Source organism: Variovorax pasteuri (assembly GCF_051216435.1).
GTDB lineage: Bacteria > Pseudomonadota > Gammaproteobacteria > Burkholderiales > Burkholderiaceae_C > Variovorax.
In genome coordinates this window covers 349311-374079 of record NZ_JBPJZS010000007.1, presented here as the reverse complement: position 1 = coordinate 374079, position 24769 = coordinate 349311, and the positions used below count along the sequence as shown (strand labels likewise).

24 protein-coding genes are annotated in these 24769 nt (G+C 66.5%); 18 read left to right on the top strand and 6 right to left on the bottom strand.

What is annotated here, in order from left to right:
- Nucleotides 1–8: 8 nt before the first annotated feature.
- Nucleotides 9–866, bottom strand: coding sequence for a ferritin family protein (locus ACSFBM_RS24915; protein ID WP_435437390.1), 858 nt, complete (start codon nucleotides 864–866; stop codon nucleotides 9–11).
- Between the two features lie 130 nt (nucleotides 867–996).
- Here ACSFBM_RS24915 and ACSFBM_RS24910 point away from each other — a divergent pair, with 130 nt between their 5' ends.
- From ACSFBM_RS24910 to ACSFBM_RS24885, 6 genes are all read left to right on the top strand, one after another.
- The gene (locus ACSFBM_RS24910) at nucleotides 997–1611 is read left to right on the top strand and encodes a glutathione peroxidase (RefSeq protein WP_435486792.1); all 615 of its coding nucleotides are present in this window, start codon (nucleotides 997–999) and stop codon (nucleotides 1609–1611) included.
- A 293-nt stretch (nucleotides 1612–1904) separates the two neighbouring features.
- Nucleotides 1905–3254, top strand: coding sequence for an NAD(P)/FAD-dependent oxidoreductase (locus ACSFBM_RS24905; protein WP_435486773.1), 1350 nt, complete (start codon nucleotides 1905–1907; stop codon nucleotides 3252–3254).
- The gene (locus ACSFBM_RS24900; RefSeq protein WP_435486772.1) at nucleotides 3251–4096 is read left to right on the top strand and encodes a DUF1365 domain-containing protein; all 846 of its coding nucleotides are present in this window, start codon (nucleotides 3251–3253) and stop codon (nucleotides 4094–4096) included. The genes ACSFBM_RS24905 and ACSFBM_RS24900 overlap by 4 nt, the downstream gene beginning before the upstream one ends.
- Nucleotides 4097–4118: 22 nt before the next feature.
- A complete protein-coding gene (locus tag ACSFBM_RS24895; protein ID WP_435486771.1) occupies nucleotides 4119–5333 on the top strand; it encodes a class I SAM-dependent methyltransferase in 1215 nt (404 codons plus the stop codon).
- 16 nt (nucleotides 5334–5349) lie between these two features.
- Complete coding sequence (locus tag ACSFBM_RS24890) at nucleotides 5350–6663, top strand: MFS transporter (RefSeq protein ID WP_435486770.1); 1314 nt, start codon at nucleotides 5350–5352, stop codon at nucleotides 6661–6663.
- Nucleotides 6660–7454, top strand: coding sequence for an SDR family NAD(P)-dependent oxidoreductase (locus ACSFBM_RS24885; protein ID WP_435486769.1), 795 nt, complete (start codon nucleotides 6660–6662; stop codon nucleotides 7452–7454). Before ACSFBM_RS24890 ends, ACSFBM_RS24885 begins: the two co-directional genes overlap by 4 nt.
- A 31-nt stretch (nucleotides 7455–7485) precedes the next feature.
- Here ACSFBM_RS24885 and ACSFBM_RS24880 read toward each other — a convergent pair whose 3' ends face one another.
- On the bottom strand, nucleotides 7486–8097 hold the full coding sequence (locus tag ACSFBM_RS24880; RefSeq protein ID WP_435486768.1) for a glutathione S-transferase N-terminal domain-containing protein: 612 nt from the start codon (nucleotides 8095–8097) through the stop codon (nucleotides 7486–7488).
- A 130-nt stretch (nucleotides 8098–8227) separates the two neighbouring features.
- Between ACSFBM_RS24880 and purB the strand changes: the two genes are divergently transcribed.
- Complete coding sequence (gene purB, locus ACSFBM_RS24875) at nucleotides 8228–9607, top strand: adenylosuccinate lyase (protein ID WP_435486767.1); 1380 nt, start codon at nucleotides 8228–8230, stop codon at nucleotides 9605–9607.
- Nucleotides 9607–10167, top strand: coding sequence for a YaeQ family protein (locus ACSFBM_RS24870; protein ID WP_435486766.1), 561 nt, complete (start codon nucleotides 9607–9609; stop codon nucleotides 10165–10167). The genes purB and ACSFBM_RS24870 overlap by 1 nt, the downstream gene beginning before the upstream one ends.
- A 10-nt stretch (nucleotides 10168–10177) precedes the next feature.
- On the opposite strand, the gene ACSFBM_RS24865 is transcribed toward ACSFBM_RS24870, so the two are convergent.
- Together ACSFBM_RS24865 and ACSFBM_RS24860 are read right to left on the bottom strand one after the other, a co-directional pair.
- On the bottom strand, nucleotides 10178–10483 hold the full coding sequence (locus tag ACSFBM_RS24865) for a putative signal transducing protein (protein ID WP_435437380.1): 306 nt from the start codon (nucleotides 10481–10483) through the stop codon (nucleotides 10178–10180).
- 2 nt (nucleotides 10484–10485) lie between these two features.
- Nucleotides 10486–10962 carry a DUF3717 domain-containing protein gene (locus tag ACSFBM_RS24860; RefSeq protein ID WP_435486765.1) on the bottom strand — a complete coding sequence of 159 codons (477 nt, stop codon included), beginning with the start codon at nucleotides 10960–10962 and terminating at the stop codon, nucleotides 10486–10488.
- Nucleotides 10963–11459: 497 nt separating this feature from the next.
- On the opposite strand from ACSFBM_RS24860, the gene ACSFBM_RS24855 reads away from it, so the two are divergent.
- The 3 genes from ACSFBM_RS24855 to ACSFBM_RS24845 all read left to right on the top strand — a co-directional run bounded on the left by ACSFBM_RS24855 (nucleotide 11460) and on the right by ACSFBM_RS24845 (nucleotide 13185).
- Nucleotides 11460–12206, top strand: coding sequence for a TerC family protein (locus ACSFBM_RS24855; protein ID WP_435486764.1), 747 nt, complete (start codon nucleotides 11460–11462; stop codon nucleotides 12204–12206).
- A 72-nt stretch (nucleotides 12207–12278) separates the two neighbouring features.
- Complete coding sequence (locus tag ACSFBM_RS24850; protein WP_435486763.1) at nucleotides 12279–12743, top strand: hypothetical protein; 465 nt, start codon at nucleotides 12279–12281, stop codon at nucleotides 12741–12743.
- Nucleotides 12744–12831: 88 nt separating this feature from the next.
- Entirely contained in the window at nucleotides 12832–13185 is a 354-nt protein-coding gene (locus tag ACSFBM_RS24845; RefSeq protein ID WP_435437376.1) for a phage holin family protein, read from the top strand.
- 9 nt (nucleotides 13186–13194) lie between these two features.
- Here ACSFBM_RS24845 and ACSFBM_RS24840 read toward each other — a convergent pair whose 3' ends face one another.
- Nucleotides 13195–14769 carry a M48 family metalloprotease gene (locus tag ACSFBM_RS24840; protein WP_435486791.1) on the bottom strand — a complete coding sequence of 525 codons (1575 nt, stop codon included), beginning with the start codon at nucleotides 14767–14769 and terminating at the stop codon, nucleotides 13195–13197.
- A gap of 54 nt (nucleotides 14770–14823) precedes the next feature.
- Here ACSFBM_RS24840 and moaC point away from each other — a divergent pair, with 54 nt between their 5' ends.
- On the top strand, nucleotides 14824–15315 hold the full coding sequence (gene moaC, locus ACSFBM_RS24835) for a cyclic pyranopterin monophosphate synthase MoaC (RefSeq protein WP_435486762.1): 492 nt from the start codon (nucleotides 14824–14826) through the stop codon (nucleotides 15313–15315).
- A 12-nt stretch (nucleotides 15316–15327) separates the two neighbouring features.
- Here the strand turns inward: moaC and ACSFBM_RS24830 are convergent, their stop codons facing one another.
- Complete coding sequence (locus tag ACSFBM_RS24830; protein ID WP_435486761.1) at nucleotides 15328–17037, bottom strand: PglL family O-oligosaccharyltransferase; 1710 nt, start codon at nucleotides 17035–17037, stop codon at nucleotides 15328–15330.
- Nucleotides 17038–17194: 157 nt separating this feature from the next.
- Here ACSFBM_RS24830 and ACSFBM_RS24825 point away from each other — a divergent pair, with 157 nt between their 5' ends.
- Genes ACSFBM_RS24825 through ACSFBM_RS24800 form a run of 6 tightly spaced genes read left to right on the top strand, consistent with a single transcriptional unit; the run spans nucleotide 17195 to nucleotide 24649 of the window.
- On the top strand, nucleotides 17195–17686 hold the full coding sequence (locus ACSFBM_RS24825) for a type IV pilin protein (protein ID WP_435486760.1): 492 nt from the start codon (nucleotides 17195–17197) through the stop codon (nucleotides 17684–17686).
- Nucleotides 17680–18291, top strand: a complete 612-nt coding sequence (locus ACSFBM_RS24820) for a pilus assembly FimT family protein (protein WP_435486759.1) — start codon at nucleotides 17680–17682, stop codon at nucleotides 18289–18291. Before ACSFBM_RS24825 ends, ACSFBM_RS24820 begins: the two co-directional genes overlap by 7 nt.
- 2 nt (nucleotides 18292–18293) lie before the next feature.
- Nucleotides 18294–18689: a prepilin-type N-terminal cleavage/methylation domain-containing protein gene (locus ACSFBM_RS24815; protein ID WP_435486758.1), complete on the top strand. Its 396-nt coding sequence runs from the start codon at nucleotides 18294–18296 to the stop codon at nucleotides 18687–18689.
- Entirely contained in the window at nucleotides 18689–19870 is a 1182-nt protein-coding gene (locus tag ACSFBM_RS24810; RefSeq protein ID WP_435486790.1) for a PilW family protein, read from the top strand. The genes ACSFBM_RS24815 and ACSFBM_RS24810 overlap by 1 nt, the downstream gene beginning before the upstream one ends.
- Nucleotides 19867–20463: a pilus assembly PilX family protein gene (locus tag ACSFBM_RS24805; RefSeq protein WP_435486757.1), complete on the top strand. Its 597-nt coding sequence runs from the start codon at nucleotides 19867–19869 to the stop codon at nucleotides 20461–20463. Before ACSFBM_RS24810 ends, ACSFBM_RS24805 begins: the two co-directional genes overlap by 4 nt.
- Nucleotides 20464–20482: 19 nt before the next feature.
- Complete coding sequence (locus tag ACSFBM_RS24800; protein WP_435486756.1) at nucleotides 20483–24649, top strand: PilC/PilY family type IV pilus protein; 4167 nt, start codon at nucleotides 20483–20485, stop codon at nucleotides 24647–24649.
- Nucleotides 24650–24769 lie beyond the last annotated feature (120 nt).

Sequence of the window (24769 nt, the reverse complement as noted above, 5' to 3'; positions counted from 1 at the left end):
TTCTTGAATCAGGCGCCCTGGTATTCGGGCTTGGGGCCGAGGGTGGCCGAGATTTCCTTGCGGTAGCGGTTGAGCTCCTGCACGGTCTTGAAGCTGCGGTCCATCAGCAGGCTCAGGTTGTGCAGGATGCGTTCGCCCACCTTGGTCTCCCAGACGGCGTCGAACTTGATCTGCTTGTCGAGCCAGTGCTCCAGCCAGTCGGGGTCGGGCATGCGGCTCTGGATGGTGTCGTTGGGAAACAGCGCCTTGTTGACGTGCAGGTTGGTCGGGTGCAGGGCCTGCGCGGTGCGCCGGGCGCTGGCCATCAGGACGCCGACCTTGGTGAAGGCGGCACGGGCCTCGTCGCCGAACTTTTCCATCGCGCGCTTCATGTAGCGCAGGTAGGCGCCGCCGTGGCGGGCTTCGTCCTGGCTCAGCGTGGTGTAGATGTGCTTGATGACCGGCTCGGTGTGCCACTGGGCGGCACGGCGGTACCAGTGGTTGAGGCGGATCTCGCCGCAGAAGTGCAGCATGAGGGTTTCGAGCGGGGGGGCCGGGTCGAAGTCGAAGCGCACTTCGTGCAGTTCCGCCTCGGTGGGCGCGTGCTGGGGGCTGAAACGCTTCAGGTACTCCATGAGCACAAGCGAATGCTTCTGTTCCTCGAAGAACCAGATCGACATGAAGGCGGAGAAGTCGCTGTCGTGGCGGTTGTCGCGCAGGAACATCTCGGTGGCCGGCAACGCCGCCCACTCGGTGATGGCATTCATCTTGATGGTTTGCGCCTGCTCGTCCGTCAGCAATGTCGCGTCGAACGATTGCCAGGGAATGTCTTTTTCCATGTCCCAGCGGACGGATTCGAGTTGTCTGAAGAGTTCCGGATAGAGCATCAATGTCTTTCTATGGCCGTCGATTTTAGTCGGCACGTTTGGCGCGACCATGACAGAAGCGCGATGATGCGAATACGTGCGCCGTGGCAACGCGGATGCACACCCCCCTTTTTCGAACCTGGAGCCCGCCATGCGACCCCTCTCCCGATTGTCGATGCGGTGGCACTGCGTACCGGCTGTTTCCCTCGTGGCGAGCCTCATTTCAGCCCTGCCCGCCGGTGCCCAGACCACACCCGCCGCCCCCGCCGCGGTGCAACCGTCGGGTTGCCCCGCGGTGCTGCAACACACCTTCCCGCGGCTGCAGGATGAAAAACCCCAAAGTCTCTGCCAGTACTCCGGCAAGGTGGTTCTGGTAGTCAATACGGCCAGCTTCTGCGGTTTCACGCCGCAATACAAGGGTCTGGAGGCGCTGGACCTGAAATACCGCTCGCGCGGCCTCGTGGTGCTGGGCTTTCCGTCGAACGATTTCTCGCAGGAATCGGGCTCCAACAAGGAAATTGCCGACTTCTGCGAAAGCACCTTCGGCGTGAAATTCCCGATGTTCGCCAAGTCGTCGGTGCGCGGCACCGACGCCAATCCGCTGTTCAAGCAGTTGGCGCAGGCTTCAGGCACCACACCGAAGTGGAATTTCTACAAGTACCTGATCGGGCGCGACGGCAAGGTCGTGCAGGCATGGTCGAGCATGACGGCGCCGGACGAAAACGGGTTCGTGAACGTCATCGAGAAGCAACTCGGACCAAATTAAGACTGAGCAGTTCACAACACGACGCATCGGTAATATTATCTACCGATGCGTCCAAGCCATTGTGAACTCACAGAAACAAACGTTTACCAAACGCGAGGGAACCGTGCCTCGGATGCCGCGCTCCTAACTTGCGTGGGCAGTGAGTGCCCACAGGTTTTCATGTTGCGAGGTCTTCCGGGCGCCTGCCGTCCGGTCGAAATCCCGAGGCGATTCTTCTCCTCCTCCCTCCCTCCCTCCTTCGCGTCGGGGCGCCTCGCAGCATTTTTGTCTTCCAGCCGGACGGCGGGTGCGCCGTGACGCACACCACCCGCATCGCCGTCGTCGGCGCCGGCATCTCGGGACTGGCCGCAGCCCACGCGCTGCGCGACGTGGCCGCCGTCACCCTCTTCGAAGCCAGTGACTACTTCGGTGGTCACGCCCACACGGCAACGATCGAGCTTGCGCGCTCCGCCACAGACACCACCCGCGTCGCCCATGGCGTCGACACCGGCTTCCTGGTCTACAACGACCGCACCTACCCCCAGCTGATTCGCCTGTTCTCGGAGCTCGGCGTCGAGACGGCGCTGTCCGAGATGTCGTTCTCGGTGCAGGCCACGCGCGACGACGGCGGCGGCCCGCTCGAATGGAGCGGCAACAACCTGAGCACCGTGTTCGCGCAGCGGCGCAACCTGTTCGACGCCCGCTTCCTCGGCATGCTGGGCGACCTGCTGCGTTTCAACCGCCTGACCACGCGCATCGCGCAGGCCGGCACCGAGGGCGAACTGGCCCAGCCGCTGGGCGAGTTCCTCGACGCCCATCGATTCGGCGCGGCCTTCAGAGACTGGTACTTCCTGCCCATGATGGGCTGCATCTGGAGCTGCTCGACCACGCAGATGCTGGCGTTCCCGGTGGCCACCATGATCCGCTTCTGCCACAACCACGGCCTGATCCAGATCGCCAACCGGCCGCAGTGGCGCACCGTTCGCGGCGGCTCGCGCAACTACGTGGAAAAGATCGTCGCCGGCCTGGCCGACAAGCGCCTGAACACACCGGTGCGCCACATCAGCCGCTCGGGCGTCGATGTGCGCGTGACCACCGATGCCGGCACCGAGTACTTCGACCACGTGGTGCTCGCCACCCACTGCGACCAGTCGCTTGCCATGCTGGGCGGCGACGCCAGCCCGGCCGAGGCGGCGGTGCTGGGCGCCATCCGCTACCAGGCGAACCACGCCGTGCTGCACACCGATGCCGCCGTGCTGCCGCAGCGACGGTCCGCCTGGGCCGCCTGGAACTACGAGCGCGCGGCCGCCGGCGAGCGCGAAGCGGGCCGGGTCTGCCTGCATTACCTGCTCAACAAGCTGCAGCCGCTGCCGTGGGAGCAACCGGTCGTCGTTTCGTTGAATCCGGTGCGCGAGATCCAGCGTAGTCAGGTGATGGCCGAATACGACTACGACCACCCGGTGCTCGACCTTGCCGCCCTCCGCGCGCAAGGCGAGGTGCCCGCCCTGCAAGGCCAGCGCAACACCTGGTTCGCGGGCGCGTGGATGGGCTACGGCTTCCATGAAGACGGCCTGAAGGCCGGGCTGGCCGCGGCCCAGGGCCTGCGCGCGCGCCTGGCGCGCCAGGACGCACCGATCGACGCCATGGGGAGTGCGCTGGTATGACCCAGCCGCAGCCGATGCCGACCCCGCTGATGGGCTTCGGCGAGGTGCGCCACACGCGCTTGCGCCCGGCGCGCAACGCCTTCGCCTACCCGACCTATTTCCTGATGCTGCCGATGCGGGCCCTGCGCGCGCGGCCCGCCGGCACGCTGGCGCTCAACCGGCGGGCGCCGCTGTCCTTTCACGACGTCGACCATGGCGACGGCCGCGCACCCGCGCAGGGCGGCGCGCTGGGCTGGCTCGACGAGCTGCTGGCTGCGCACCAGATCCACGACGCCACCGGCGAAGCCTGGCTGCACTGCTACCCGCGCGTGTTCGGCTACACCTTCAAGCCGGTGAGCTTCTGGTACTGCCACACACCCGAAGGCGTGCTGCGCACCATCGTGGTCGAGGTGAACAACACCTTCGGCGAGCGCCATTGCTACCTGCTCGACCAGCCCGTGTACGGCGCGGAACTGAAGGCGACCAAGGCCTTCCACGTCTCGCCGTTCTGCCGCGTCGCCGGCGACTACCGCTTTCGCTTCTTCGTCGATGCCGGCCTCACGCGCACCGTGGTGCGCATCGACCACGACGACGCCGACGGCCCGCTGCTGCAGACCAGCGTGAGCGGCGACCTCGTGCCGATGACCGCGGCCAGCGTGCGGCGCGCGCTGTGGCGCTACCCCGCCATGACCTTCGGGCTGATCGCACGCATCCACTGGCAGGCCGCGAAGCTCTGGATCAAGCGCGTGCCTTTCGTGCCCAAGCCGGCACCGCCCACCCATTTCGTTTCACGCGACAACCCCCAGCAGCAGGCGAATCCGCGTGCGGCGCGCCGGGCCGCCCCAAGCAAGCTCGCACCGTAGTGCGACGCACGAAGGCATTCGAATGACCTCCACCACCACGGCCTCCCGCTTTTCGCTTCCTCAAGACGCACCCGGTTCCGCGCGCACCGTGCTCGGCCTGCTGCAGCGGCTGTCCTACGGCTCGCTCACCGTGCGCCTGCCGGACGACTCGGTGCGCCATTTCGGCGCCACGCCGGGCAGCGGCCCCACGGCCTCGCTCACGCTGCGCAACTGGAACGTGTGCCAGGCGGCGCTCAAGTCGGGCGACATCGGCTTTGCCGAGAGCTACATCGCCGGCGACTGGACCACGCCCAACCTCACCGAGCTGATCAAGGTGTTCATCGCCAACCGCCGCGCCATCGAGGACGTGGTGTACGGCAGCTGGTTCGGCCGGCTGGTGTACCGCGTGCGGCACATCATGAACCGCAACAGCAAGACCGGCAGCTCGCGCAACATCCACGCGCACTACGACCTGGGCAACGCCTTCTACAAGCTCTGGCTCGACGAGACGATGAACTATTCGTCCGCCTGGTTCGAAGGCGACCTCGCCAGGCCGATGCCCGTGGCGCAACGCGCCAAGGTGCGCCGCGCGCTGGAGCTGGCGCGCGTGAAACCCTGCGACCGCGTGCTCGAGATCGGCTGCGGCTGGGGCGCCCTGGCCGAGATGGCCGCCACCGACTTCGGCGCCTCGGTGACAGGCGTGACGCTGTCCACCGAGCAACTGGCCTTTGCCCAGAACCGCACCGCCGGCATGGGCACCGACCTGCGCCTGCAGGACTACCGCGACATCAAGGACGCGCCCTTCGACGCCGTGTGCTCCATCGAGATGGTGGAGGCGGTGGGCCGCGAATACTGGCCGACCTACTTCCAGAGCGTGAGCCGGCTGCTGAAGCCGGGCGGGCGCGCCTGCGTGCAGAGCATCGTGATCGACGACGAGCTGTTCGACCGCTACATCGACTCGACCGACTTCATCCAGCAGTACATTTTCCCGGGCGGCTGCCTGCCGTGCCCGCGCGAGTTCCGCCGCGAGGCCGAGGCCGCGGGGCTGGACGTGGTGGACGAATTCGCCTTCGGCGCGGACTACGCCGAGACGCTGCGCCGCTGGCGCGAGAGCTTCCTGGCGCAGCGCGCCCACATCCTGCAACTGGGCTTCGACGAGCGCTTCATGCGCATCTGGGAGTTCTACCTGGCCTACTGCGAGGCCGCGTTCTCGCAGGCCAACATCGACGTGGTCCAGTACACGCTGCGCAAGCGATAGAAACGCGCGGCCCTTCGTGCCCCCTGCCTCTTCTTCCTCCCGCTTCGGAACCCTGGACGGCCTGCGCTACGGGCTGCTAGGGTTGCCGCTCGCGTTCGTCGCGCTGCCGCTCTATGTGCTGCTGCCCAACCACTACGCGCGCGCCTTCGGCGTGCCGCTGGCCACGCTGGGCGCGGTGCTGCTGGGCGCGCGGCTGCTCGATGCGCTGATCGACCCGCTGCTCGGGCGGCTCAGCGACCGGCTGCATGCGCGCTCGCCGCGGGCGGTGCTGGGCTTCGGCGCCTTTGCCGCGGGCGTGCTGCTGCTGGGCTTCGGGCTGCTGTTCTTTCCCCAGCTGCTGGTCGACCCCGCGCGCCACGCCGTGCTGCTGGCGGCGGCGGCCGTGCTGCTGGCCGTGACCTATGCGGGCTACAGCATGCTGAGCATCGCGCACCAGTCGTGGGGCGCGATGCTGGGCGGCGACGCGGTGCAGCGCGGACGCATCGTGGGCTGGCGCGAAGGCATGGGGCTGGTGGGCGTGGTGCTGGCGTCGGTCGTGCCGACCGTGGCGGGGCTGCCCGCGATGGTGGCGCTGTTCGGCGTGCTGCTGGCGGTCGGCTGGCTGATGTGGACGCAGGCGCCGCGCCCGGTGCGCACGCCGGCCCCGCATGCGACGGCCGACCTGCGCCTGCCGCTGCGCCGCCCGGCGTTTCGCCGGTTGCTGGCGGTGTTCGTGCTCAACGGCATCGCCAGCGCGGTGCCGGCCACGCTGGTGCTGTTCTTCGTGCAGGACCGGCTGCAGGCACCGGCCTCGCTGGAGCCCGCGTTCCTGGGGCTGTACTTCGTGATGGCCGCGGCGTCGATTCCCGTGTGGCTGCGCATCGTGCGGCGCTTCGGGCTGGCGCGCTCCTGGCTGGGCGGCATGTGCATGTCGGTGGTGGTGTTCGCCTGGGCCGGCGCCATGGGCGCGGGCGACGCGGTGCCCTTCCTGGTGGTGTGCGCGCTGTCGGGTTTTGCCATCGGCTCCGACCTGGTGCTGCCGAGCGCGCTGCTGGCCGGAATCATTGCCGAGGCCGGCGACCAGCCCAACGCCGGCGCCTACTTCGGCTGGTGGAACTTCGCGACCAAGCTCAACCTGGCGCTGGCCGCCGGCCTGGCGCTGCCGTTGCTCGGGCTGGCGGGCTACGTGCCCGGCGCGCGGGAAGCCACGGCGCTGCAGGCGCTGTCCCTGGCGTACTGCCTGCTGCCCTGCGTGCTCAAGGTGGCGGCGGGGCTGGCGCTGTGGGCGCTGGTGATACGGCCGGGCCCCGCCCCTTCTTCTTCCTTGCCCCTGCCGAAAGTCTCTCCTTGAAGCCACTCAATCCGCCGCTGACCGACTGGCAGGGCAAGACGGCGTGGGTCGTGGGCGCGTCCTCGGGCATCGGCCGCGCCACGGTGCTGGCGCTGCTGGCGCGCGGCGCGCGCGTGGGCGTGTCCGCGCGCAGCGGCGAGGCGCTCGACGAACTGGCGGCGCTGCACAACGAGGCCGGCCAGCCGCCGCGCGTGATCGCGCTGCCGCTGGACGTGCGCGACGCCGCCTCGGTGGCCGCCGCCCACGCGCATCTGCTCTCGGTGACCGGCGCGATCGACTTCGTGCTGCACAACGCCGCCACCTACGACGCCCTGCGCGCGGACGCGTTCGCGCTCGACACGATGCTGGTGCACCAGCAGGTCAACTACGTCGGCGCGCTGCATGTGCTGGCGGCGGTGCTGCCCGGCTTCGTGGCGCGCAACGCGGGCCACATCGCCATCACGGGCAGCGTGGCCGGGTTCCGCGGGCTGCCGAAGAGCCTGGCCTACGGGCCGACCAAGGCGGCGCTGACCAACCTGGCCGAGGTGCTGTACGTGGACCTGCATGCACGCGGCATCGGCGTGAGCCTGGTGCAGCCGGGCTTCGTCGACACGCCGCTCACGGCGAAGAACGATTTCAGGATGCCGGCACTGATCACGCCCGCCGCCGCCGCCGAAGCCATGCTCGCGGGCTGGCGACGGGGCCATTTCGAGATTCACTTTCCGCGCCGCTTCACCTTCTGGATGAAGCTGATGCAGCTGCTGCCGTACCGGCTGTACTTTCCGGCGGTGGCGCGGCTCACGGGGCTCTAGCAACGAAAAAGGCGCCTTGGGGCGCCTTTTGTCAGGGTTTCGTGTCGATGAAGCTGGGCCGCAACATGAGCTTGTCGTACAGCTTGGCCAGGTTGCTGTGGTCGGCGCGCCAGTCGATTTCAGGAAAGCGCAAGGCCAGCCAGCCCAGCGTGCAGCCCACCGCGATGTCCGACAGGCTCAGGTGAATGCCGCTGCAGAAAGGCTTGTCGGCCAGGCCCTTGGCCATGGCGGCGACGCCGTCCTCGACCTTGGCACGCTGGCGCTCGATCCAGGCGGCGCTGCGCTCGCCGTCGTTGCGCCCGGCCCAGGTGGCTTCCAGGCGCCAGAGCACGCCGGCGTCCATGACGCCGTCGGCCAGCGCTTCCCAGGTCTTGACCTCGGCACGCTCGCGGCCCTGCTGCGGAATCAGCTTGCCGACCGGCGACAGGGTGTCGAGGTACTCGACGATCACGCGCGAGTCGAACATCGCCTCGCCGCCTTCCATGATCAGGCAGGGCACCTTCCCCAGGGGATTGGAGCTGGAAATGGTGGTCTCGGAAGCCCAGACGTCTTCGATGACAAACTGGTAATCGAGCCGCTTTTCGGCCAGCACCACGCGCACCTTGCGCACATACGGGCTGGCGGCGGATCCGATCAGTTTCATGAAGGCTCTCTCCCTAAGATTTACAACATTCGTTAATAGTCATTTTAGGTGAACGGGAAAACCAGGGCCCCAAATCGACGCCGATGTGTAGGTAGCGCCCCACGGAGCGGCAGCCGCCTAAAATTCGGGCATGAGCTTTTCCACCGTTTCCGCCCTCTCCCCCCTTGACGGTCGCTACGCGGCCAAACTCGCGGCGTTGCGCCCGCTGATGAGCGAGCAGGGCTATATGCACCGGCGCGTGCAAGTCGAGGTGGCGTGGTTCATTGCGCTGTCCGACTGCGGCTTCGCCGAATTCAAGCCCCTGACGGGCGGCGCCCGCAAGTACCTGCTGGGCCTGGTCGCCCACTTTTCCGAGGCCGACGCGCTGGCCATCAAGGAAATCGAAAAAACCACCAACCACGACGTCAAGGCGGTCGAGTACTGGATCAAGTCCAAGTTCGAAGCCCGCCCGGAGCTGCTGGCCGCGGCCGAGTTCGTGCACTTCGCCTGCACCAGCGAAGACATCAACAACACCAGCCACGCCCTGCAGATCCAGGCCGCGCGCGAAAAGGTGATGCTGCCGGCCATCGACGGCCTGATCGCCAAGCTGCGCGAAATGGCGCACCAGTTCGCCGATGTCTCGATGCTCGCGCGCACCCACGGCCAGACCGCCAGCCCGACCACGGTGGGCAAGGAAATCGCCAACGTGGCGGTGCGCCTGGCCAAGGCCCGCGCGCAGATCGCCTCGGTGCAGCTGCTGGGCAAGATGAACGGCGCGGTCGGCAACTACAACGCCCACCTGGCCGCCTGGCCCGAGTTCGACTGGGAAGCCTTCAGCCGCAAGGTCATCGAGACGCCCGCGCCGCTGGGCCTGGGCCTGAGCTTCCAGCCGTACAGCATCCAGATCGAGCCGCACGACTACATGGCCGAGCTGTTCGACGCGGTGGCCCGCGCCAACACGATCCTGATCGACTTCTCGCGCGACATCTGGGGCTACGTGAGCCTGGGCTACTTCAAGCAGCGCCTGAAGAAGGGCGAGATCGGCTCCTCGACCATGCCGCACAAGGTCAACCCGATCGACTTCGAGAACGCCGAAGGCAACCTGGGCCTGGCCAACGCGGTGCTGCGCCACCTGAGCGAGAAGCTGCCCATCAGCCGCTGGCAGCGCGACCTGACCGACAGCACGGTGCTGCGCAACATCGGCGTGGCCTTCGGCTACGCCACACTGGCCTATGCGAGCCTGGCCACCGGCCTGGGCAAGCTCGAACTCAACGAGGAGGCGCTGGCCGAAGACCTCGACGCCTCGTGGGAAGTGCTGGCCGAGCCGATCCAGACCGTGATGCGCCGCTATGGCGTGCAGGGCGCCTACGAGCAGCTCAAGGAAGTGACGCGCGGCAAGACGGTGACGGCCGAGGCGCTGCACGGGCTGATCCGTTCGCTGGAAATTCCGGAAGAGGAAAAGACCCGCCTGCTCGCCATGACGCCGGCCAGCTACGTCGGCAAGGCTGCCGAGCTGGCCAAGCGCATCTGATGGCCCTCAAGTCCACCATCTTCAAGGCCACCCTCGCGGTGGCCGACATCGACCACGGCTACTACGCCGACCACGCGCTGACCCTGGCGCGCCACCCCAGCGAAACCGACGAACGGATGATGATCCGGCTGGTGGCGCTCGCGCTCAATGCGCACCAGCTGCAGGACATCTGCAACGGCGACGGCACGCTGGCCTTCGGCGCCGGCCTGTCGAACGTCGAGGAGCCAGACGTGTGGCTGCGCGACTTCACCGGCCAGGTCAAGATCTGGATCGAGGTCGGCCAGCCCGAGGACAAGCCCGTGCTCAAGGCCTGCGGCAAGGCGGACGAGGTGATCGTCTACTGCTTCAACCACGCGGCCGAGATCTGGTGGCGCGGCATGGAGAACAAGCTCGCGCGGCCGAAGAACCTGAAGGTCTACCGCGTGCCGACCGATGCCTCGCAGGCGCTGGCCGCGCTGGCGCAGCGCAGCATGCAGCTGCAGGCGACCATCCAGGAAAACACGCTGACGCTGGGCGACGGCACGAACAGCGTCGACGTCGAGCTGCTGCGCTGGAAATAGCGCCGCGCGGCTAGGCCGCCGGCATCATCTCGCCGCACTGCCAGCACTGCTCGAAGCCGCCTTCGACCTGCTCGCCGCACACGCACAGCCAGTTGCGCTGCGGCCGGTTCTGCAGTTCGTGCAGCAGGCGCTGCGCAAGCTCGAACTGGGTCTCGTCGTCGATCCATATCTCGGGCAGGCACTGGTCGGGCGGCAGCTGGCCCATGACCGCACCCAGGAACTCGCGCTGCACCGTGGCGGCCACGCCCTCTTCGCGCAAGGCGTGCGCCCACACGGTGGCGATCGCGAGGTTGGGGGCTTGCGCGAGACGGCGCATCGTCAGGGAGCCCGGTTCTTTTCGTCGTCGGGGTCGAACTCGGGCTCGGCGGCGGCCGCCGGCCCCTCGTCACGCGCCTCGCGCGCCCGCTCCGCATAGCGGTTGAAGCGCCAGGCCGAATCTTCCATGGTGATGCGGCGCCACGTGGCGCGCTTTTCGACAGCGGTCATGGCGGGCCAGAACTGCACTTCGTCGAAGCTGCGCCCGCAGCCCTTGCATTCGTCGTCGCCCTGGCTGGTGGAGCAGATCGCGATACAGGGCGTGTCGGGCGTGCTCTCGTACCAGGCCATCCAGGCGGCCCAGGCCTTGGGCGGGAAGCCGACCTCGTCGACCTCGTCCTCGTGGTGAAAGACCATGAGCGCGTAGACCTCGGCCAGCGCGCGCAATTCGGGGCCGAGCGTGATGCCGTCGGGCGAGGGCGTCTTCTCGCGCCAGTGGTTGATGGCGGCCTCGATGTCGGTGATGTGTATGGCGGCCATGAAAGGTGAAAAAACAGCGGACGGCGATCATAGTCCGGCAATGTCCCGAAGCGTCGAAGGGACAAGATCGCTACAAAAGAAATAGCAGCACACGCCCTGTTCATGCGCATCTCCAAGCTGTTCTCTTCAAGCCCCTGAAAACTTTCGATTGCGCGGCCGCGGGCTTCGATGCTCTAATCCGCCCCACGAAGGGGAGTAGCTCCCGACCGCTGTCCACGGCAGCGCGAATCGTCAGGTCGTCAATACGAAGCAAAACACTTCCGGCCTGCCGGGCAACGTACGCGCGCTCGCGCGGGCGCTGTCGAGCAAGACCTTCGATTTGAACCTGTGCAGGTTTGGTCGAAGCGTTTGCAAGCTCCCGGCGGTCCCCAAAGTCTCCGGCCTTCATCCCCCGCTTTCGATCTCTCCCGCCCAGGATGAATCGAAACGCATCGGCATGCGCCTTCCGTCGTCACCCCTGCAGGGAGAGACAGGGGCGCGAAGACAAAGAGGAATCTATGGAACTGTTCATGACCCCGGAATTCTGGGTCGCTGTCGGTCAGATCATCATGATCGACATCCTGCTCGGGGGCGACAACGCCGTCGTGATCGCGCTGGCCTGCCGCAAGCTGCCGCCCGCACAACGCACCAAGGGCATCCTTTGGGGCACCGCCGGCGCCATCATCCTGCGCGTGATCCTGATCTTCTTCGCGCTCACGCTGCTGGCCATTCCGTTCCTGAAGCTGGTCGGCGCCATCCTGCTGGTGTGGATCGGCGTGAAGCTGCTGGCGCCCGAGCATGACGACGCGCACGGCAACATCACCGGCAGCGACAAGCTGTGGGGCGCCGTCAAGACCGTGATCGTTGCCGACCTCGTGATGAGCGTGGACAACGTCATCGCCATTGCCGGCGCCGCCCAAGGCGCGGGCGAAGGCCACCAGATGCCGCTCGTGATCTTCGGCCTGCTCGTGAGCATCCCGATCATCGTGTGGGGCAGCCAGCTGGTCATCAAGCTGATGGACAAGTTCCCGATGATCATCACGCTGGGCGGCATGCTGCTCGGCTGGATCGCCGGCACCATGGCCGTGTCCGACCCGGCTCTGGCCAACGCCGCGGCCTGGACCTGGGTGCCGAAGGTGCCGCAGACCGACGTCATCAAGTACGCTGCCGGCATTGCCGGTGCGCTGCTGGTGCTGGCCCTGGGCAAGTGGATCGCCGCGCGCAATGCACGCAGCCGGCCCGCAACGGCCGTGGCGGCCGACTGAGCCCGCGCCACCGCCCGGAAACCTGCCGCCCCGCACAGTCTCTGTCACTCTAACTACCTGAAGGAGCACGCCATGGAAAAGATCATTCTTTACGTCGACGACGTCACCTACGCCAGCGAGCAGTTCGCCGAACTCGCGCCGGACGCGGGCAGCGTCGTGGCGCGCCATTGGGTGCTGGTGGCCTGCGCGCCGCGCATGACGCATCGCATCAGCAAGTGGGTGAGCCACAGCGCGCGCGAGAACTGGCGCGCCAAGTGGTTCAGCAAGGTGCAGGCGCAGATGCTGCCGCTGCTGGAGCGCAACGGCGGCCAGGTGACCCCGGTGCTGGCCAAGGGCCCGCTCACCGAGCTCACGGCGCTGCTCAAGCGCGAGCATGGCGCGGTCCACGTGGTCGATGCGCGCCGCCCGAAGATCGGTGTCGACATGGAGCCGGTCACGCCCGACCAGAAGCCTGCGCACCAGTCGGGCTGGGCCTTTCCCGGCGCCGTGATGGGCATGGGCGCGCTGCTGGTCTTGGCGAACGAGCTGGCCGAGTAAGACAGGCCCGGTCATTCCTGCAACGAGCCCCGGTGCGGCAACGCACCGGGGCTCGTTGTTTTTCGGGCCCTGCGTTATCCTGCGCCGCATGCGCATCATCATCAAATGGCTGCTCAGCGCTGTCGCGCTGCTGGCGGTGGCTTATCTCTATAGCGGTGTCCAGGTCAACAACTTCGGCTCCGCGCTGATCGCGGCCGCGGTGATCGGCCTGCTCAACATGATCGTGCGGCCGGTGCTGGTCGTGCTGACGCTGCCCGTCACCATCGTCACGCTCGGGCTGTTCCTGTTCGTGATCAACGCGCTGCTGTTCTGGGCGGCTTCGGGCCTGCTCGGCGGCTTTCACGTCAACGGCTTCGTGGCCGCGCTGATCGGCTCGCTGCTCTACTCGCTGCTGGGGCTGGTGATCGAGGCCGCGCTGGGCGGCCTGCTTTCCAAGCGCTGAGCGTCCCGGCTACCTGAGAGGCGGCTCTGCCGCCTGCTCCTTCACCAGCGCCTCCACGGCCCGCGCGCGGGTGTCGATGATCGACGCCTCGTAGTGGTCGACCACCCTGGACTGGCGCACCAGTTCCTGCGCCGCCTTGAAGCGGTCGCGCGCGGCGGGGTAATCGAGGATCGCGACGTTCGCCTCGGCATCCGCACGCACCGCGCGCAGCGTGTCGTTCTCCGCGCCATACAGGTTGCCGAGCGCACGCCAGGCGGTCGCATCGCGCGGGTTCGCGGCGACCCAGTCGCGCAGCACCGGAACCATCGGCGCGGGCTGGCGCGTGGCGGTGGCGGCTTCGGCGGACAGCAGCATCTCGGGGCGCTCCTTCGACCTGGCGTCGAGCAGCGCCGCCGCCCTGGGCGCGGCGCCCGCGGCCAGTTCGATCTCTGCAGCGAGCCAGCGTGCCTGCCTGGCCGCGGCCTTGTCGTCGGCCGTGCGCGCGACCAGCCGCTCGGCCAGGGCACGCGCCGTCTTGTAGTCGCGCATCTCCTTGGCCGACAGCGCCGCCGCGTAGAGCATGCCGGCCTGCTGGGCGGGCGAGCTCCTGGCGAACTCGCCGCCGGAGGCGGCATCGATCCACAGCCGCAGCACGTCGACACCCGGGCGCGTCAGCACGCGGGCGCGCGAGGCGACCATCGCATGGTCCATGACCAGGGGCACCGGTGGCGCCGCGTCCATGCGGAACTGGAAGCGGCCCTGCATGTCGGAAATGCGCTCGGTGGTCAGCGGGTGGCTGCGCAGGTAGGGGAACGAGCCGTTGTCGTTCAGGCGCGAGGCGTACTGCAGCCGCTCGAACATGGCGGCCGCGCCTTGCGGCGCGAAGCCCGCCTGCGTCATCACGCCGAAGCCGATGCGGTCGGCCTCGCGCTCCATGTCCCGCGAGAAGCTCAGCTGGCTCTGCATGAAGAGGGCCTGGCTGCCCATGATCACGGCCTGGCCGGCGTCGCCGCTGCGGCTGCGGCCCGCGGCGATCATCCCGAGGATCAGCCCGGCGATCATGAGCGGCATCTGCTTGCCCTGCTTGTCCATGATGCGCGAGATGTGGCGCTGCGTGACGTGCGAGAGCTCGTGCCCGAGCACCGTGGCCAGCTCGTCGCGGCTGCCCACCGCCGCCACCAGGCCCAGGTTCAGCCCCAGGTAGCCGCCAGGCAGCGCGAAGGCGTTGATGTTGCGGTCGCGGCCCAGCAGGATCGTCCAGGCAAAGCGCTCGTCGAGTTCGGGCGTGAGCTCGCCGCGGGCGCGGGCGGCGGTCAGCAGGCGCTGCCAGATGTCCTGCACGTAGGCGGCGATCACCGGGTCGTCGATGTAGTCGGTGTCGCGGTACAGCTCGCGGGCGATCTGGTCACCCAGGTGGCGCTCGGCGCTGGCGGTCATTTCGCCGCCGTCGCCCAGTCCGGGCAGCACGGTTTGAAAGGGCTGCAGCTGCGCCAGGGCCGGCGCGGGAAGCAGCGCCTGCGACGCTACCAAAACAGTAGCGCACAACGACCGCAGGACGTGCGTCAACCGGTTTTTTCGGGGAAGTTCGGGAGTCAAGCGCGGCAGTCCTCGTCAGTGGCTCGGGCTCGTATGATGCATCTTCAACTCGATTGTTCAACCATGAGCTCTCTCACCCATTTCGACGCCCAGGGCCAGGCCCACATGGTCGACGTCGCGGCCAAGCCCTCCACCCACCGCGTGGCCGTGGCCACGGGCCGCATCGAGATGCAGCCGGCGACGCTGGCACTCATCGAGTCCGGCACCGCGAAGAAAGGCGACGTGCTGGGCATCGCGCGCATCGCGGGCATCCAGGCGGCGAAGAAGACCAGCGACCTGATCCCGCTGTGCCACCCGCTGGCGCTGACGCGTGTGGCGGTGGCGTTCGCACTGGCCGACGCGGGCAGCGTGCCCCAGGTGGCCTGCACGGCGACGGTCGAGACCGTCGGACCCACGGGGGTCGAAATGGAGGCGCTGACGGCGGTGCAGGTGGCGCTGCTGACCATCTACGACATGTGCAAGGCGGTGGACCGGGGCATGCGGATCACCGATGTGCATGTGCTGGAGAAGCACGGCGGGAAGTCGGGGAGCTGGGTGGTGGGAGCGCCCGGGTAGCGCCCTTCGGCTTCATTGCGGCGAGACCGGCGAGAGGTCTGGCTCGTCGTCTTTCAGCCAGCGCGCGAACTCCCGCGGAAAGGCCGCCCTGAAGCGGGCCGCCTGCGCCCTGGCCTCGTCTTCCAGCCCGAGCAGTTCGGCGCTTTCGATCAGCTTGACGATGACGCGCGGCTCCGGCGAGAAATGCACCGCACGCTGCGCGAGCGCATGCACCTCGGCCGCATTGGCGCGCGTCACCGTGGTCAGCGTCAGTTCCGCAAACTGCGCCTGGCTGGTGAAGAACCATGTGCCCCTGACCTTGGCAAGGGTGTCGTCCTCGTAGGCCGGCAGCCGCTCGTCGCGCGAGAGATAGATCTGGCTGACGCGCACGTAGTCCCAACCCGTGCACACGACGACCAGCAGCAGCCCCACCGCCGCGAGCGACGACAGCGCCGGCCGTGCCCGCAGGCTGCGCCTGGCCGGCCACAGCATGCCCAGGCACAGGCCGAACACCAGCTGGAACGGCCCGTACCAGAGCGGGTACTCGAGCAGGCTGTGCAGCACGATCGCACCCAGCATGCCCCAGGCCATCAAGCGCGCGGGGTCTCGCTCGCGCCAGGGTCGCGCGGCCAGCACCATCCACAGAAAGCCGCCGCAGATCAGCACCGCGGCGGGAATGCCCAGTTCCACTGCCAAGTGCAGGGGCAGGTTGTGCGCGTTGTCCAGGATCTCGACGAAGCGGGCGCCTGGGTACTGGGCGCTGTAGTGCGCGAAGCTGAGTTCGCCCCAGCCCCAGCCGGTCCAGGGGCGCTCGGCGATCAGCGCGAGCACGTTACGCCACAGGATCAGCCGGCTGTGGTCGTCGGGCGCGCCGGTGTGCAGGCGCTGCAGCATGCTTTCGACACCGCCGCTGCCGCCACCGCCCACCAGTTGGGGCAGTACCCAGGCAATGGCGAAGTAGAGCGGAACGGTCGACAGCAGGCGCAACGGCGAGGGCAGGCGAAACCGTGACCCGGTTTCTGCAGACCGCCAGCCTTGGCGCTCCCGCCTGGCGATGAAGCTGGCCACGCCGACGATGGACAGCAGTTGCAGCAGGCCTGTGCGGGAGGTCGACGCGGCTGCCGCGACCAGGAGCAGCGCGGCCGCGGCCGTCAAGCCGCGCCGGGCGCGCGGCGAAGGATGTACGGCATGGAGCCACAGCGCGGCCACCCAGGCCATGCTGATCAGCGTGGCGAACTGGTTGCGCTGGCGCAGGTTGCCGTAGGCCTGGCCGAGGGCGGGTGAGGTGGTCCAGGGCACGAGGACTTCGGCCAGGCCGTAGTACTGGAGCAGGCCCAGCACGGCGCTGACGAGGCCTGCGGCCAGAATGCCCCAGGCCAGCGCGGCAGCCCCTTGGGCGGCGCTCGACATGCGTGCGCCCACCAGCGCCGCCGCGGCGACGGCCGCCATCGCGGCGCAGGCGGGCGCCCAGTAGCCCCACACATCGCCGCGGAACAGCGCAATGCAAGCCGCGCAGAGCGCCAGCCAGCAGACAACGTGGCGGCTTGGCAGCTTGCCGTTGGGGTCGCTCAGCAACAGAAGGAATGCGGTGCAGGCCCAGGCGCAGAGCAGCTGCCAGGTGTTGACGGAGGGGCCGGCCACCCACGGGCACAGGAACGGAAGCGCGACAAGGAAAGCGCGGGTGGCACCGGGAGCCCTTGAAGAGGACAGAACGGCGCCGGTCGGCGCTGCGGAAGACGTCATCCAGCCGATTGTGCCGAGCAGGCTTGCCGACGAGTGGTCACTGTCGCGAGACGAATGGCTTTGCAAAGGCTAACAATTAGAGACATCCTTTGACAATTGTTAGTGATTGTTGCCCTTGATTTTCGGCACTGCCGATCGGGCCTGAAAGGTTAATTAGATGAAACAACATTTCGCCCGAAGCCAGGCCATTGCTCGCAACACGTCCCGCGGCTTCACGCTGATCGAAATCATGATCACAGTGGCCATCATCGGGATTCTCGCGGCCATCGCGATTCCGAGCTATCAAGACTATGTGCGGCGCGGCTATGTCGTGGACGGCACGAACGGCTTGGCCACTGTGCGCGCGGATATGGAGCGGTACTTTCAGGACAACCGGACTTACCAGAAGGTGGGCACCATCACCCCGCCATGTGAAACGACGGACGCGAAGAACCGCACCTTTGGCAACTTTGTCGTAAGTTGCGCCACAGTCGCGTCGACGGACACGACATTCACGCTCTACGCAGACGGCAGCGGTCCTGCCAAAGACGTCTCCTACACCGTCGATCAGACAAATACCCGCGCCACGAAGAAGATGCCGTCAGGCTGGTCCGGCTGGACATCGACTTGCAACACCGCCTGGATCGTCAAGAAGGGCCAGGCATGCTGAGAGCCAGCCTCTCCCAGCGTCGCCGCAGGGGGTTCACGCTGGTCGAAATGATCGTCGTGGTGGCGATCATGGGCCTGCTCGCGGCGCTGGCCATGCCGTCCATGCTCGGCTGGGTGCGCAACAACAAGATCCGCACGGTCAGCGATTCGCTGCAGAACGGCTTGCGGCTTGCACAGGCGGAGGCCACCCGCCGCAGCCGGCAAATGGTCTTTTCTGTCACCGACGACAAGCCCACCCCCACCAAACCCAGCTATACAGCCAAGACCAGCGGCAGCAACTGGGCTATCAGCACGGTGGCCCCAGCCGACTCCGATGTGACGGCTGCGTTTGTCGAGGCGGGCATCCTGCTCGACGTCGGCTCCAGCGTGGTGATCTCAGGCCCCGTATCCGTCTGCTTCAGCTCGATCGGGCGGCTTGTGAAGAACGACACGCCCGGTCCCACCAGCGCAGCGTGCAAGGCCGAGGCTGCCCAGTACGACATCGCGATGAGCGATAGCAAGACGGGTGACCGCGCACTGCGCGTCACCGTCGCGCTGGGCGGGCAAGTGCGCATGTGCGACCCCCTGCGAACCCTTTCAGCCACCCAGCCCGACGGCTGCCCCTAGCGATGAAACACCCCCGCGAAACACCTCGTCGCAGCCAGGCCGGCATCGCACTGCTTGAAGTCCTGGTGTCAGTGCTGCTCTTCTCGCTGGGCCTGCTGGGCCTGATCGGTCTGCAGGCACGCGCCATCAGCTTCTCGGTGGACGCCGAGGACCGCAACCGTGCCGCATTGCTCGCCAACGAAGTGGTGGCGCTCATGTGGCTCAACCAGTCGCCTACCGTGCCTCCCGACGCCTTGGCCGCCTGGAAGCTGCGTGTCAGTGATCCGAAGGCTACAGGCCTGCCCAATGGCGTGGGCACTGTGGACGTGGCCGGCAAGACGGCCGACGTGAAGATTACCTGGCAGGCCCCGTCGCGCAGCACGGGCAGCCAACTCACGACCCATGTGGAGTTGCCTTGATGAGCATCCAGCAAGCCAGGCGCGCGATGCGCGAACGCGGCCTCACCCTGATCGAGCTTCTGGTCGCCATGGTCATCGCGCTGGTGGTGACGCTGGCGGTGACCAGCGCCGTAACCTTCGGCGAATCGACCAAGCGCACGACCACGTCCGTCAACGACATGAACCAGTCGGGCTCCTACTCGGCCTACCTGCTGGACCGCGCGATACGCAGCGCCGGCTCGGGCTTCACCCAGTCATGGGACCTCGGGGTGTTCGGGTGCAAGCTGCAGGCCAAGTACAAGAATGGCGCAATCCTTCCCCGGACCACTGTTTTCCCGGCGCCATTCGAGAAGTTTCTTGGCAACGCCACCGATGTTGCAGACCTGCGCATGGCACCGGTGCTGATCGGCAAGGGGCAGTCGTCCGACGGCAAGTCCGACGTGCTGATGGTGATGGGCGGCAATGCCGGAGCCGGTGATGTGCCGCGCCCAATCATCTCCGCGGGTGCCAGCGACAAGATCATTCGCCTGGACAACACGGTTCAGCTGAAGCAGAACGACATTGCGCTGGTCAGCCAGGTCGGTAGCACGGACTGTCTGCTCGAACAGGTCGAAGCTTCATTCGTGGACAGTCAGAACAACGAACTCGTGACGCTCGACGGCAACTACTACACGGCGGGTGTCGGTACCACACTGACCTCGCTGGCGGCCAGCGGCAGCGCCTACCTCACACCTCTGGGCAACGGCACCGCCGGCAACGTGCAGTTCCAGCTCTTCGGCATCGGTGCGAACAACACGCTGGTCAGCTACGACCTGCTGCGCGCCGATGGGACCGACGACACGAGAACCCTTGCCGACGGTGTCATGGAGATGCACGCGGTCTACGGCCTGGACACCAACACGGACGGAAAGATCGACAAGTGGACGCCGCCGGACGCCTCGGGCTTCGACATCAAGACCCTGATGAAAGACCCAAAGCTGAGCAGGCAAGTGGTGGCCGTGCGCGTCGGCCTGATCCTTCGCAGCCCGACACTCGAGCGCGATCCGGTCTCCCTGACCATCCCCGCGATGTTCGGCGACATCGCCGACACGGGCGTCAAGCGCGACGCCGTCACCCTGAAGGACGACGACCAACGCTACCGCTATCGCGTCGTCGAATTCACCATTCCGCTGCGCAACATCCTGTTGCTGCCCAAATCATGATTACTTCCTTGAACCGGCAACGCCGGGAGCGCGGCGTCGTGCTGCTGATCTGCCTGATCGTCCTTGTCATCCTGCTCGCCGGTGGCGTCGCGGTCATGCGTTCGATGAACACCTCCCTGTCCAGCGCCGGCAACCTGGCTTTCAAGCGCGACCTCGTCAACCAGGGCGAGCAGGCCGCGGTCAAGGTGCTGGCGCTGTTCGACGGCGGCGGCCTGTCTGCCGTGGGCGCGGACTACAACGACGTCCCGGCATCGAACTACAGCGCAGTCAGGCTCGACTCCAACGACCGCGGCATCCCGCTCGCGCTGCTGAAAGACGACCTCTACAAGGTGAAGGCGTCCAACATCATCGATCGGTCTGCGGACTTCGTGAAGATTCGCTACCTCATCGACCGCCTCTGCAACACCTCCGGCGCTTCGAGCAAGACCACCTGCGTCTACGCACCCGCCACCACCGACGTGCGCGGCGGAAGCGTCCAGGAAGCGGGCAGGCCTCCACCGCCCAAGGCGCTGGTCTACCGCCTGAGCGTGCGTGTAGACGGCCCTCGCGACACGCAGGTGTTCCTGCAGTCCTCCTTCACGAAGCCCGAATAACGAATCGCGGACGACGACCATGAACAAGCTATCGATCCTTGCCGCGCGCTTTGCCGGTACCGCCGCGTTGGCGGGCGCACTCCTCGGCATGCATGGGCCGGCCGGCGCCGCCAGCCTGGCGGACCAACCGGTGTTCGCCACCTCCAACGTGCCCGGCAACCTGGCGCTGACACTGTCCGTGGAATGGCCGACGGCCTCACGCACCGCACACACCGCGGCCTATGCCAGTACCAGCACCTTCCTGGGCTACTTCGATCCGGCCAAGTGCTACACCTACGTGGTGGACGCCACCGCCAACGACACCAACACCGGCGACAAGAGCTTCTTCGACCCGACGGCCGTGGCCACCAACCGCAAGTGCGACGGCACGAAGTGGAGTGGCAATTTTCTGAACTGGGCGGCCACCGCAACGATCGATCCGTTTCGCTGGGCGATGACCGGCGGCAGGCGCGTGGTCGATACCGAAACCGACACCATCCTGGAAAAGGGCTACCACTCCGGGCAAGGGCTGTTCGACGACCGCACCATCGCCGCCGCCGAAATCGCGGGAGCCACGCCCTTCAGCACGTCCACCAGCCTCGGCATTTCGGTCAACGGCCGCAAATACGCGATGCGCATCACGGCATCGGGCGCCTCCCTCAAAGGCGAGTACTTCAACAACGCCAACAAGTCGTTGACGGGAACACCCACCGTGACTGTGGCCCGGGACACCGGCGACCATGACTGGGGCAGCGGCGCTCCCGTCACCGGCATCGGCGCGGACAACTTTGCCGCCCGGTTCACAGGCACGTTCGTCGCCCCTGCCGCCGGCACCTACACCTTCCGGGTTCGGGCGGACGACGGGGTGCGCCTGTGGGTGTCCGGCGTTCTGCTGGTCGACAAATGGATCGACCAGGGTCCGACCAACTACGACGCCTCGGTCACGCTGACCGCGGGACAAAGCTTCGACGTGAAGATCGAGTACTACGAAAATGCCGGCGGCGCGGTGATGCAGTTCCTCTGGCAACGGCCAGGCAGCAACACCTTCAATACCTTCACGAGCGACATCGGCGGCGCGACCACCGGCGACTACACGATGCGCAACAGGGTCTGCAACCCCAACGCACCTGGGGGCGTGGAAAGCAACTGCAAGCAGTACGGCAACAACTGGAAGCCCGAGGGCCTGATCCAGCAGTACGCGCGCCGCATGCGCTTCAGCGCTTTCGGCTACCTGAACGAGGACGGCAACGGCCGCGACGGCGGCGTGATGCGCGCGCGCCAGAAGTTCGTGGGGCCGCAAAAGCCAGTGCCAGGCCTGCCCGACACCAGCAACACGCTGAAGGAATGGGACGAGAACACCGGCGTGTTCATTCGCAACCCAGATCCGCTCGACGCCACGGCCACCTCCACCACCAACGTGACCATTGCCGACAGCGGCGTGATCAACTATCTCAACAAGTTCGGCCAGCTCATTCCCGGCAACTACAAGTCGAACGACCCGGTCAGCGAGCTCTACTACGCGGCGCTGCGCTACTACCGCAACCTGGGCAACGTGCCGGAGTGGAGCAACCTCAACACCACCGACACCGCCACGATCAAGAAGCGCCTTGACGGTTTTCCAGTGATCACTGCATGGGATGACCCGATCCAGTATTCGTGCCAACGCAACTTCGTGCTGGGCATTGGCGACATCTACACCCACGCCGACAAGAACGTGCCCGGCAATACCAACAACGCCAACGAACCGGCAATGCCCGCGAAGGTGACTGAAGACACCACGGTCAATGCCGTGCTGGCCACCAACAAGGTCGGCGTGTTGCAGGGTGGATTGGGTACCACCTACGGCACGAACACCAACGTCTCGAACGGCTGCTGCAGCAACAACTCGGCCTTGATGGCGGGCCTTGCCTACGATGCGAACACCAAGGACATTCGCCCTGACGTTTCGTCTCAATCGAACACCATCGGGAAGCAAACGGTTCAAACCTACTGGGTCGACGTGCTCGAACAGTCGTTCCAGGCCAACAACCAGTTTTATTTGGCAGCGAAGTTCGGGGGGCTGAAGATACCCACGAGCATGCAGAGCACGTTCAACCCGTACACCTTCAGCGACGCCATTCCACAGACCTGGTGGGCGACGAGCGGCGACACGCTCACGGACACCCGAAACGGCGGTACCACGCAGCCGCGCCCCGACAACTACTTCACCGCGGGCCGGCCCGACTCGATGGTGGACGGCCTGACCAAAGCCTTTGCGAGCATTGCCAACGCCATCAAGTCGTTCACGACCTCGTTCTCGCTGTCGAGTCCGCAGGTGTCTTCGGAAGGCGCCAATTCCTACGCGTCGCAATATGACTCGAACGGCTGGACCGGCGTGATCACGGGCAGCAAGCTCACCTTCCCGGGCGGTGTGCCGACCCTGAACGAAGTGTGGAGCACCGCCACCACGCTCGAGACGCAACTGGCCGGCACGGGCTGGGACACCGCGCGCCGGGTGGTCACGTGGAGCGGCACCGCGGGCGTGCCTTTCCGCAAGACCAACCTGAGCTCCGCGCAAGTCACCACACTCGATTCGCCGTGGGTGACGGGCGATGACAGCGGTGACTATCTCAACTACCTGCGCGGGGACCGCAGCAAGGAAAAGACGAGCACGGACGACACCAAGCCCTACCGTCGCCGCGCCTTGCTGCTCGGCGACATCGTGAACGCCAAGGTCACGCCGGTCGGACCGCCCTCGTCCCAGTTCTCCAACACGGTGAATCCAGGCTATGCGAAGTTCAAGACCGACTACGCGACCCGCCCGACCATCGTCTACGCCGGTGCCAACGACGGCATGCTGCATGCGTTCAACGGCGCAATGAGCGGAACCGGCGCCGGCACGGAACTGTTTGCGTACGTGCCGAGCGTGCTGTTCTCCGGCCCCAGCAACCCGGCCACGCCAGCGCTCGATGGCCTGGCACAGCTTGGCAACCCTGACTACGAACACCGCTACTACGTGGATGCGTCGCCCAAGGCCTTCGACATCGACTTCAATACCGCAGGCGGCGTCTTCACGACCACTCCGACCGGCAACAACTCGGACTGGCACACCGTGCTGATCGGCGGCCTCGGCAAGGGCGGCAAGGGCTTCTACGCCATCGACGTCACCGACCCCGCGAGCATGACGAGCGAAGACAACATCAAAGGCAAGGTGCTCTGGGAGTTTTCCGGCGCGACCAGCGGCGTGGGCAACACCCTGGGCTTCAGTTTCGGCACGCCGGTGGTGCTGAAGACGAAGAAGTACGGCTGGGTCGTCGTCTTCACTTCGGGCTACAACAATGCCGACGGCTACGGCTACGTGTATTTCGTGAACCCGAAGACCGGCGCACTGCTCGAGAAGGTGCAGACACCCACTGCATCGGCCGGCCTGACGCAACTCACCGCCTACATCACCGACTTCACGGACGGCACCGCCGACGCGCTCTATGCGGGCGACCTGAACGGGCAACTCTGGCGCTTCGACGTGACCGCGGCCAAGGGCAGCAGCGGCGCCTACCCCGTGCCGCTGAAGCTGGCGACCTTGGCGGATGCCAGCAGCAACGTGCAGCCGATCACGACGCAGCCGCTGGTGGAAATCGACCCCAAGACCAAGAAGCGCTACGTATTGCTCGGTACAGGTCAACTGCTCGACACGGTGGACATCAATTCGACTGCGGGGCAATCGTTCTACGCCATCATCGACGGCACTGCAACGGGCTTCGACACCGGGATCACCAGTCCGGTCACGCGCAGCACGCTGGGCGAACTAACGGAAAGCAATCTGAAGGGGACCACCGCATTCAGTCTGGGCACCAAACAAGGCTGGTACCTGGACTTGGGCAAAGACGATGTTTCAGGGATTACCTGGCGCGTCACGCTGGGCGCGACGTCGTTCAACGGCGTGGTGGTGTTTTCGAGCCTGCTCACCACGGGCGATGCGTGCAGCCCCTCGGGGCAGAGCCGCATCTATGCGGTGAACTACGGCTCCGGAACGACGGCGTTGACCTCGGGCGCTGCCTTTGTCAGCTATACCAGTGCGATCACCGACATTCAGATCATCAACAACAACGGCAAGATGCAAGCGATCGCAGGCAATGTGAAGGGCGAAGTGAACCAGCCGCCGATCGACTTCGGCAAGGGCACGGGGGTGCGGTTGTTGAATTGGCGGGAAGTGCCGACGATTGATTGAGGGTTGGGCTCTCTCGACCGAGAGTCCCATTCAAGCAGTTCGCACCGACAAGCACGAGCCGACAGCGTGAATCTCACAAGAGGATCGCTGTCGTTCCGTCTTGATGCTCTCGCAGTTCAA

Excerpts from the sequence above, each read along its gene's own strand:
- ACSFBM_RS24870 (WP_435486766.1), top strand. The coding sequence starts at position 9,607 with ATGGCCCTCAAGTCCACCATCTTCAAGGCCACCCTCGCGGTGGCCGAC.
- purB (WP_435486767.1), top strand. The coding sequence starts at position 8,228 with ATGAGCTTTTCCACCGTTTCCGCCCTCTCCCCCCTTGACGGTCGCTAC.
- ACSFBM_RS24895 (WP_435486771.1), top strand. The coding sequence starts at position 4,119 with ATGACCTCCACCACCACGGCCTCCCGCTTTTCGCTTCCTCAAGACGCA.
- ACSFBM_RS24900 (WP_435486772.1), top strand. The coding sequence starts at position 3,251 with ATGACCCAGCCGCAGCCGATGCCGACCCCGCTGATGGGCTTCGGCGAG.
- ACSFBM_RS24855 (WP_435486764.1), top strand. The coding sequence starts at position 11,460 with ATGGAACTGTTCATGACCCCGGAATTCTGGGTCGCTGTCGGTCAGATC.
- ACSFBM_RS24815 (WP_435486758.1), top strand. The coding sequence starts at position 18,294 with ATGAAACACCCCCGCGAAACACCTCGTCGCAGCCAGGCCGGCATCGCA.
- ACSFBM_RS24830 (WP_435486761.1), bottom strand. The coding sequence starts at position 17,037 with ATGACGTCTTCCGCAGCGCCGACCGGCGCCGTTCTGTCCTCTTCAAGG.
- ACSFBM_RS24825 (WP_435486760.1), top strand. The coding sequence starts at position 17,195 with ATGAAACAACATTTCGCCCGAAGCCAGGCCATTGCTCGCAACACGTCC.
- ACSFBM_RS24820 (WP_435486759.1), top strand. The coding sequence starts at position 17,680 with ATGCTGAGAGCCAGCCTCTCCCAGCGTCGCCGCAGGGGGTTCACGCTG.
- ACSFBM_RS24805 (WP_435486757.1), top strand. The coding sequence starts at position 19,867 with ATGATTACTTCCTTGAACCGGCAACGCCGGGAGCGCGGCGTCGTGCTG.
- ACSFBM_RS24845 (WP_435437376.1), top strand. The coding sequence starts at position 12,832 with ATGCGCATCATCATCAAATGGCTGCTCAGCGCTGTCGCGCTGCTGGCG.
- ACSFBM_RS24880 (WP_435486768.1), bottom strand. The coding sequence starts at position 8,097 with ATGAAACTGATCGGATCCGCCGCCAGCCCGTATGTGCGCAAGGTGCGC.
- moaC (WP_435486762.1), top strand. The coding sequence starts at position 14,824 with ATGAGCTCTCTCACCCATTTCGACGCCCAGGGCCAGGCCCACATGGTC.
- ACSFBM_RS24860 (WP_435486765.1), bottom strand. The coding sequence starts at position 10,962 with ATGGCCGCCATACACATCACCGACATCGAGGCCGCCATCAACCACTGG.
- ACSFBM_RS24850 (WP_435486763.1), top strand. The coding sequence starts at position 12,279 with ATGGAAAAGATCATTCTTTACGTCGACGACGTCACCTACGCCAGCGAG.
- ACSFBM_RS24865 (WP_435437380.1), bottom strand. The coding sequence starts at position 10,483 with ATGCGCCGTCTCGCGCAAGCCCCCAACCTCGCGATCGCCACCGTGTGG.
- ACSFBM_RS24810 (WP_435486790.1), top strand. The coding sequence starts at position 18,689 with ATGAGCATCCAGCAAGCCAGGCGCGCGATGCGCGAACGCGGCCTCACC.
- ACSFBM_RS24910 (WP_435486792.1), top strand. The coding sequence starts at position 997 with ATGCGACCCCTCTCCCGATTGTCGATGCGGTGGCACTGCGTACCGGCT.
- ACSFBM_RS24800 (WP_435486756.1), top strand. The coding sequence starts at position 20,483 with ATGAACAAGCTATCGATCCTTGCCGCGCGCTTTGCCGGTACCGCCGCG.
- ACSFBM_RS24915 (WP_435437390.1), bottom strand. The coding sequence starts at position 866 with ATGCTCTATCCGGAACTCTTCAGACAACTCGAATCCGTCCGCTGGGAC.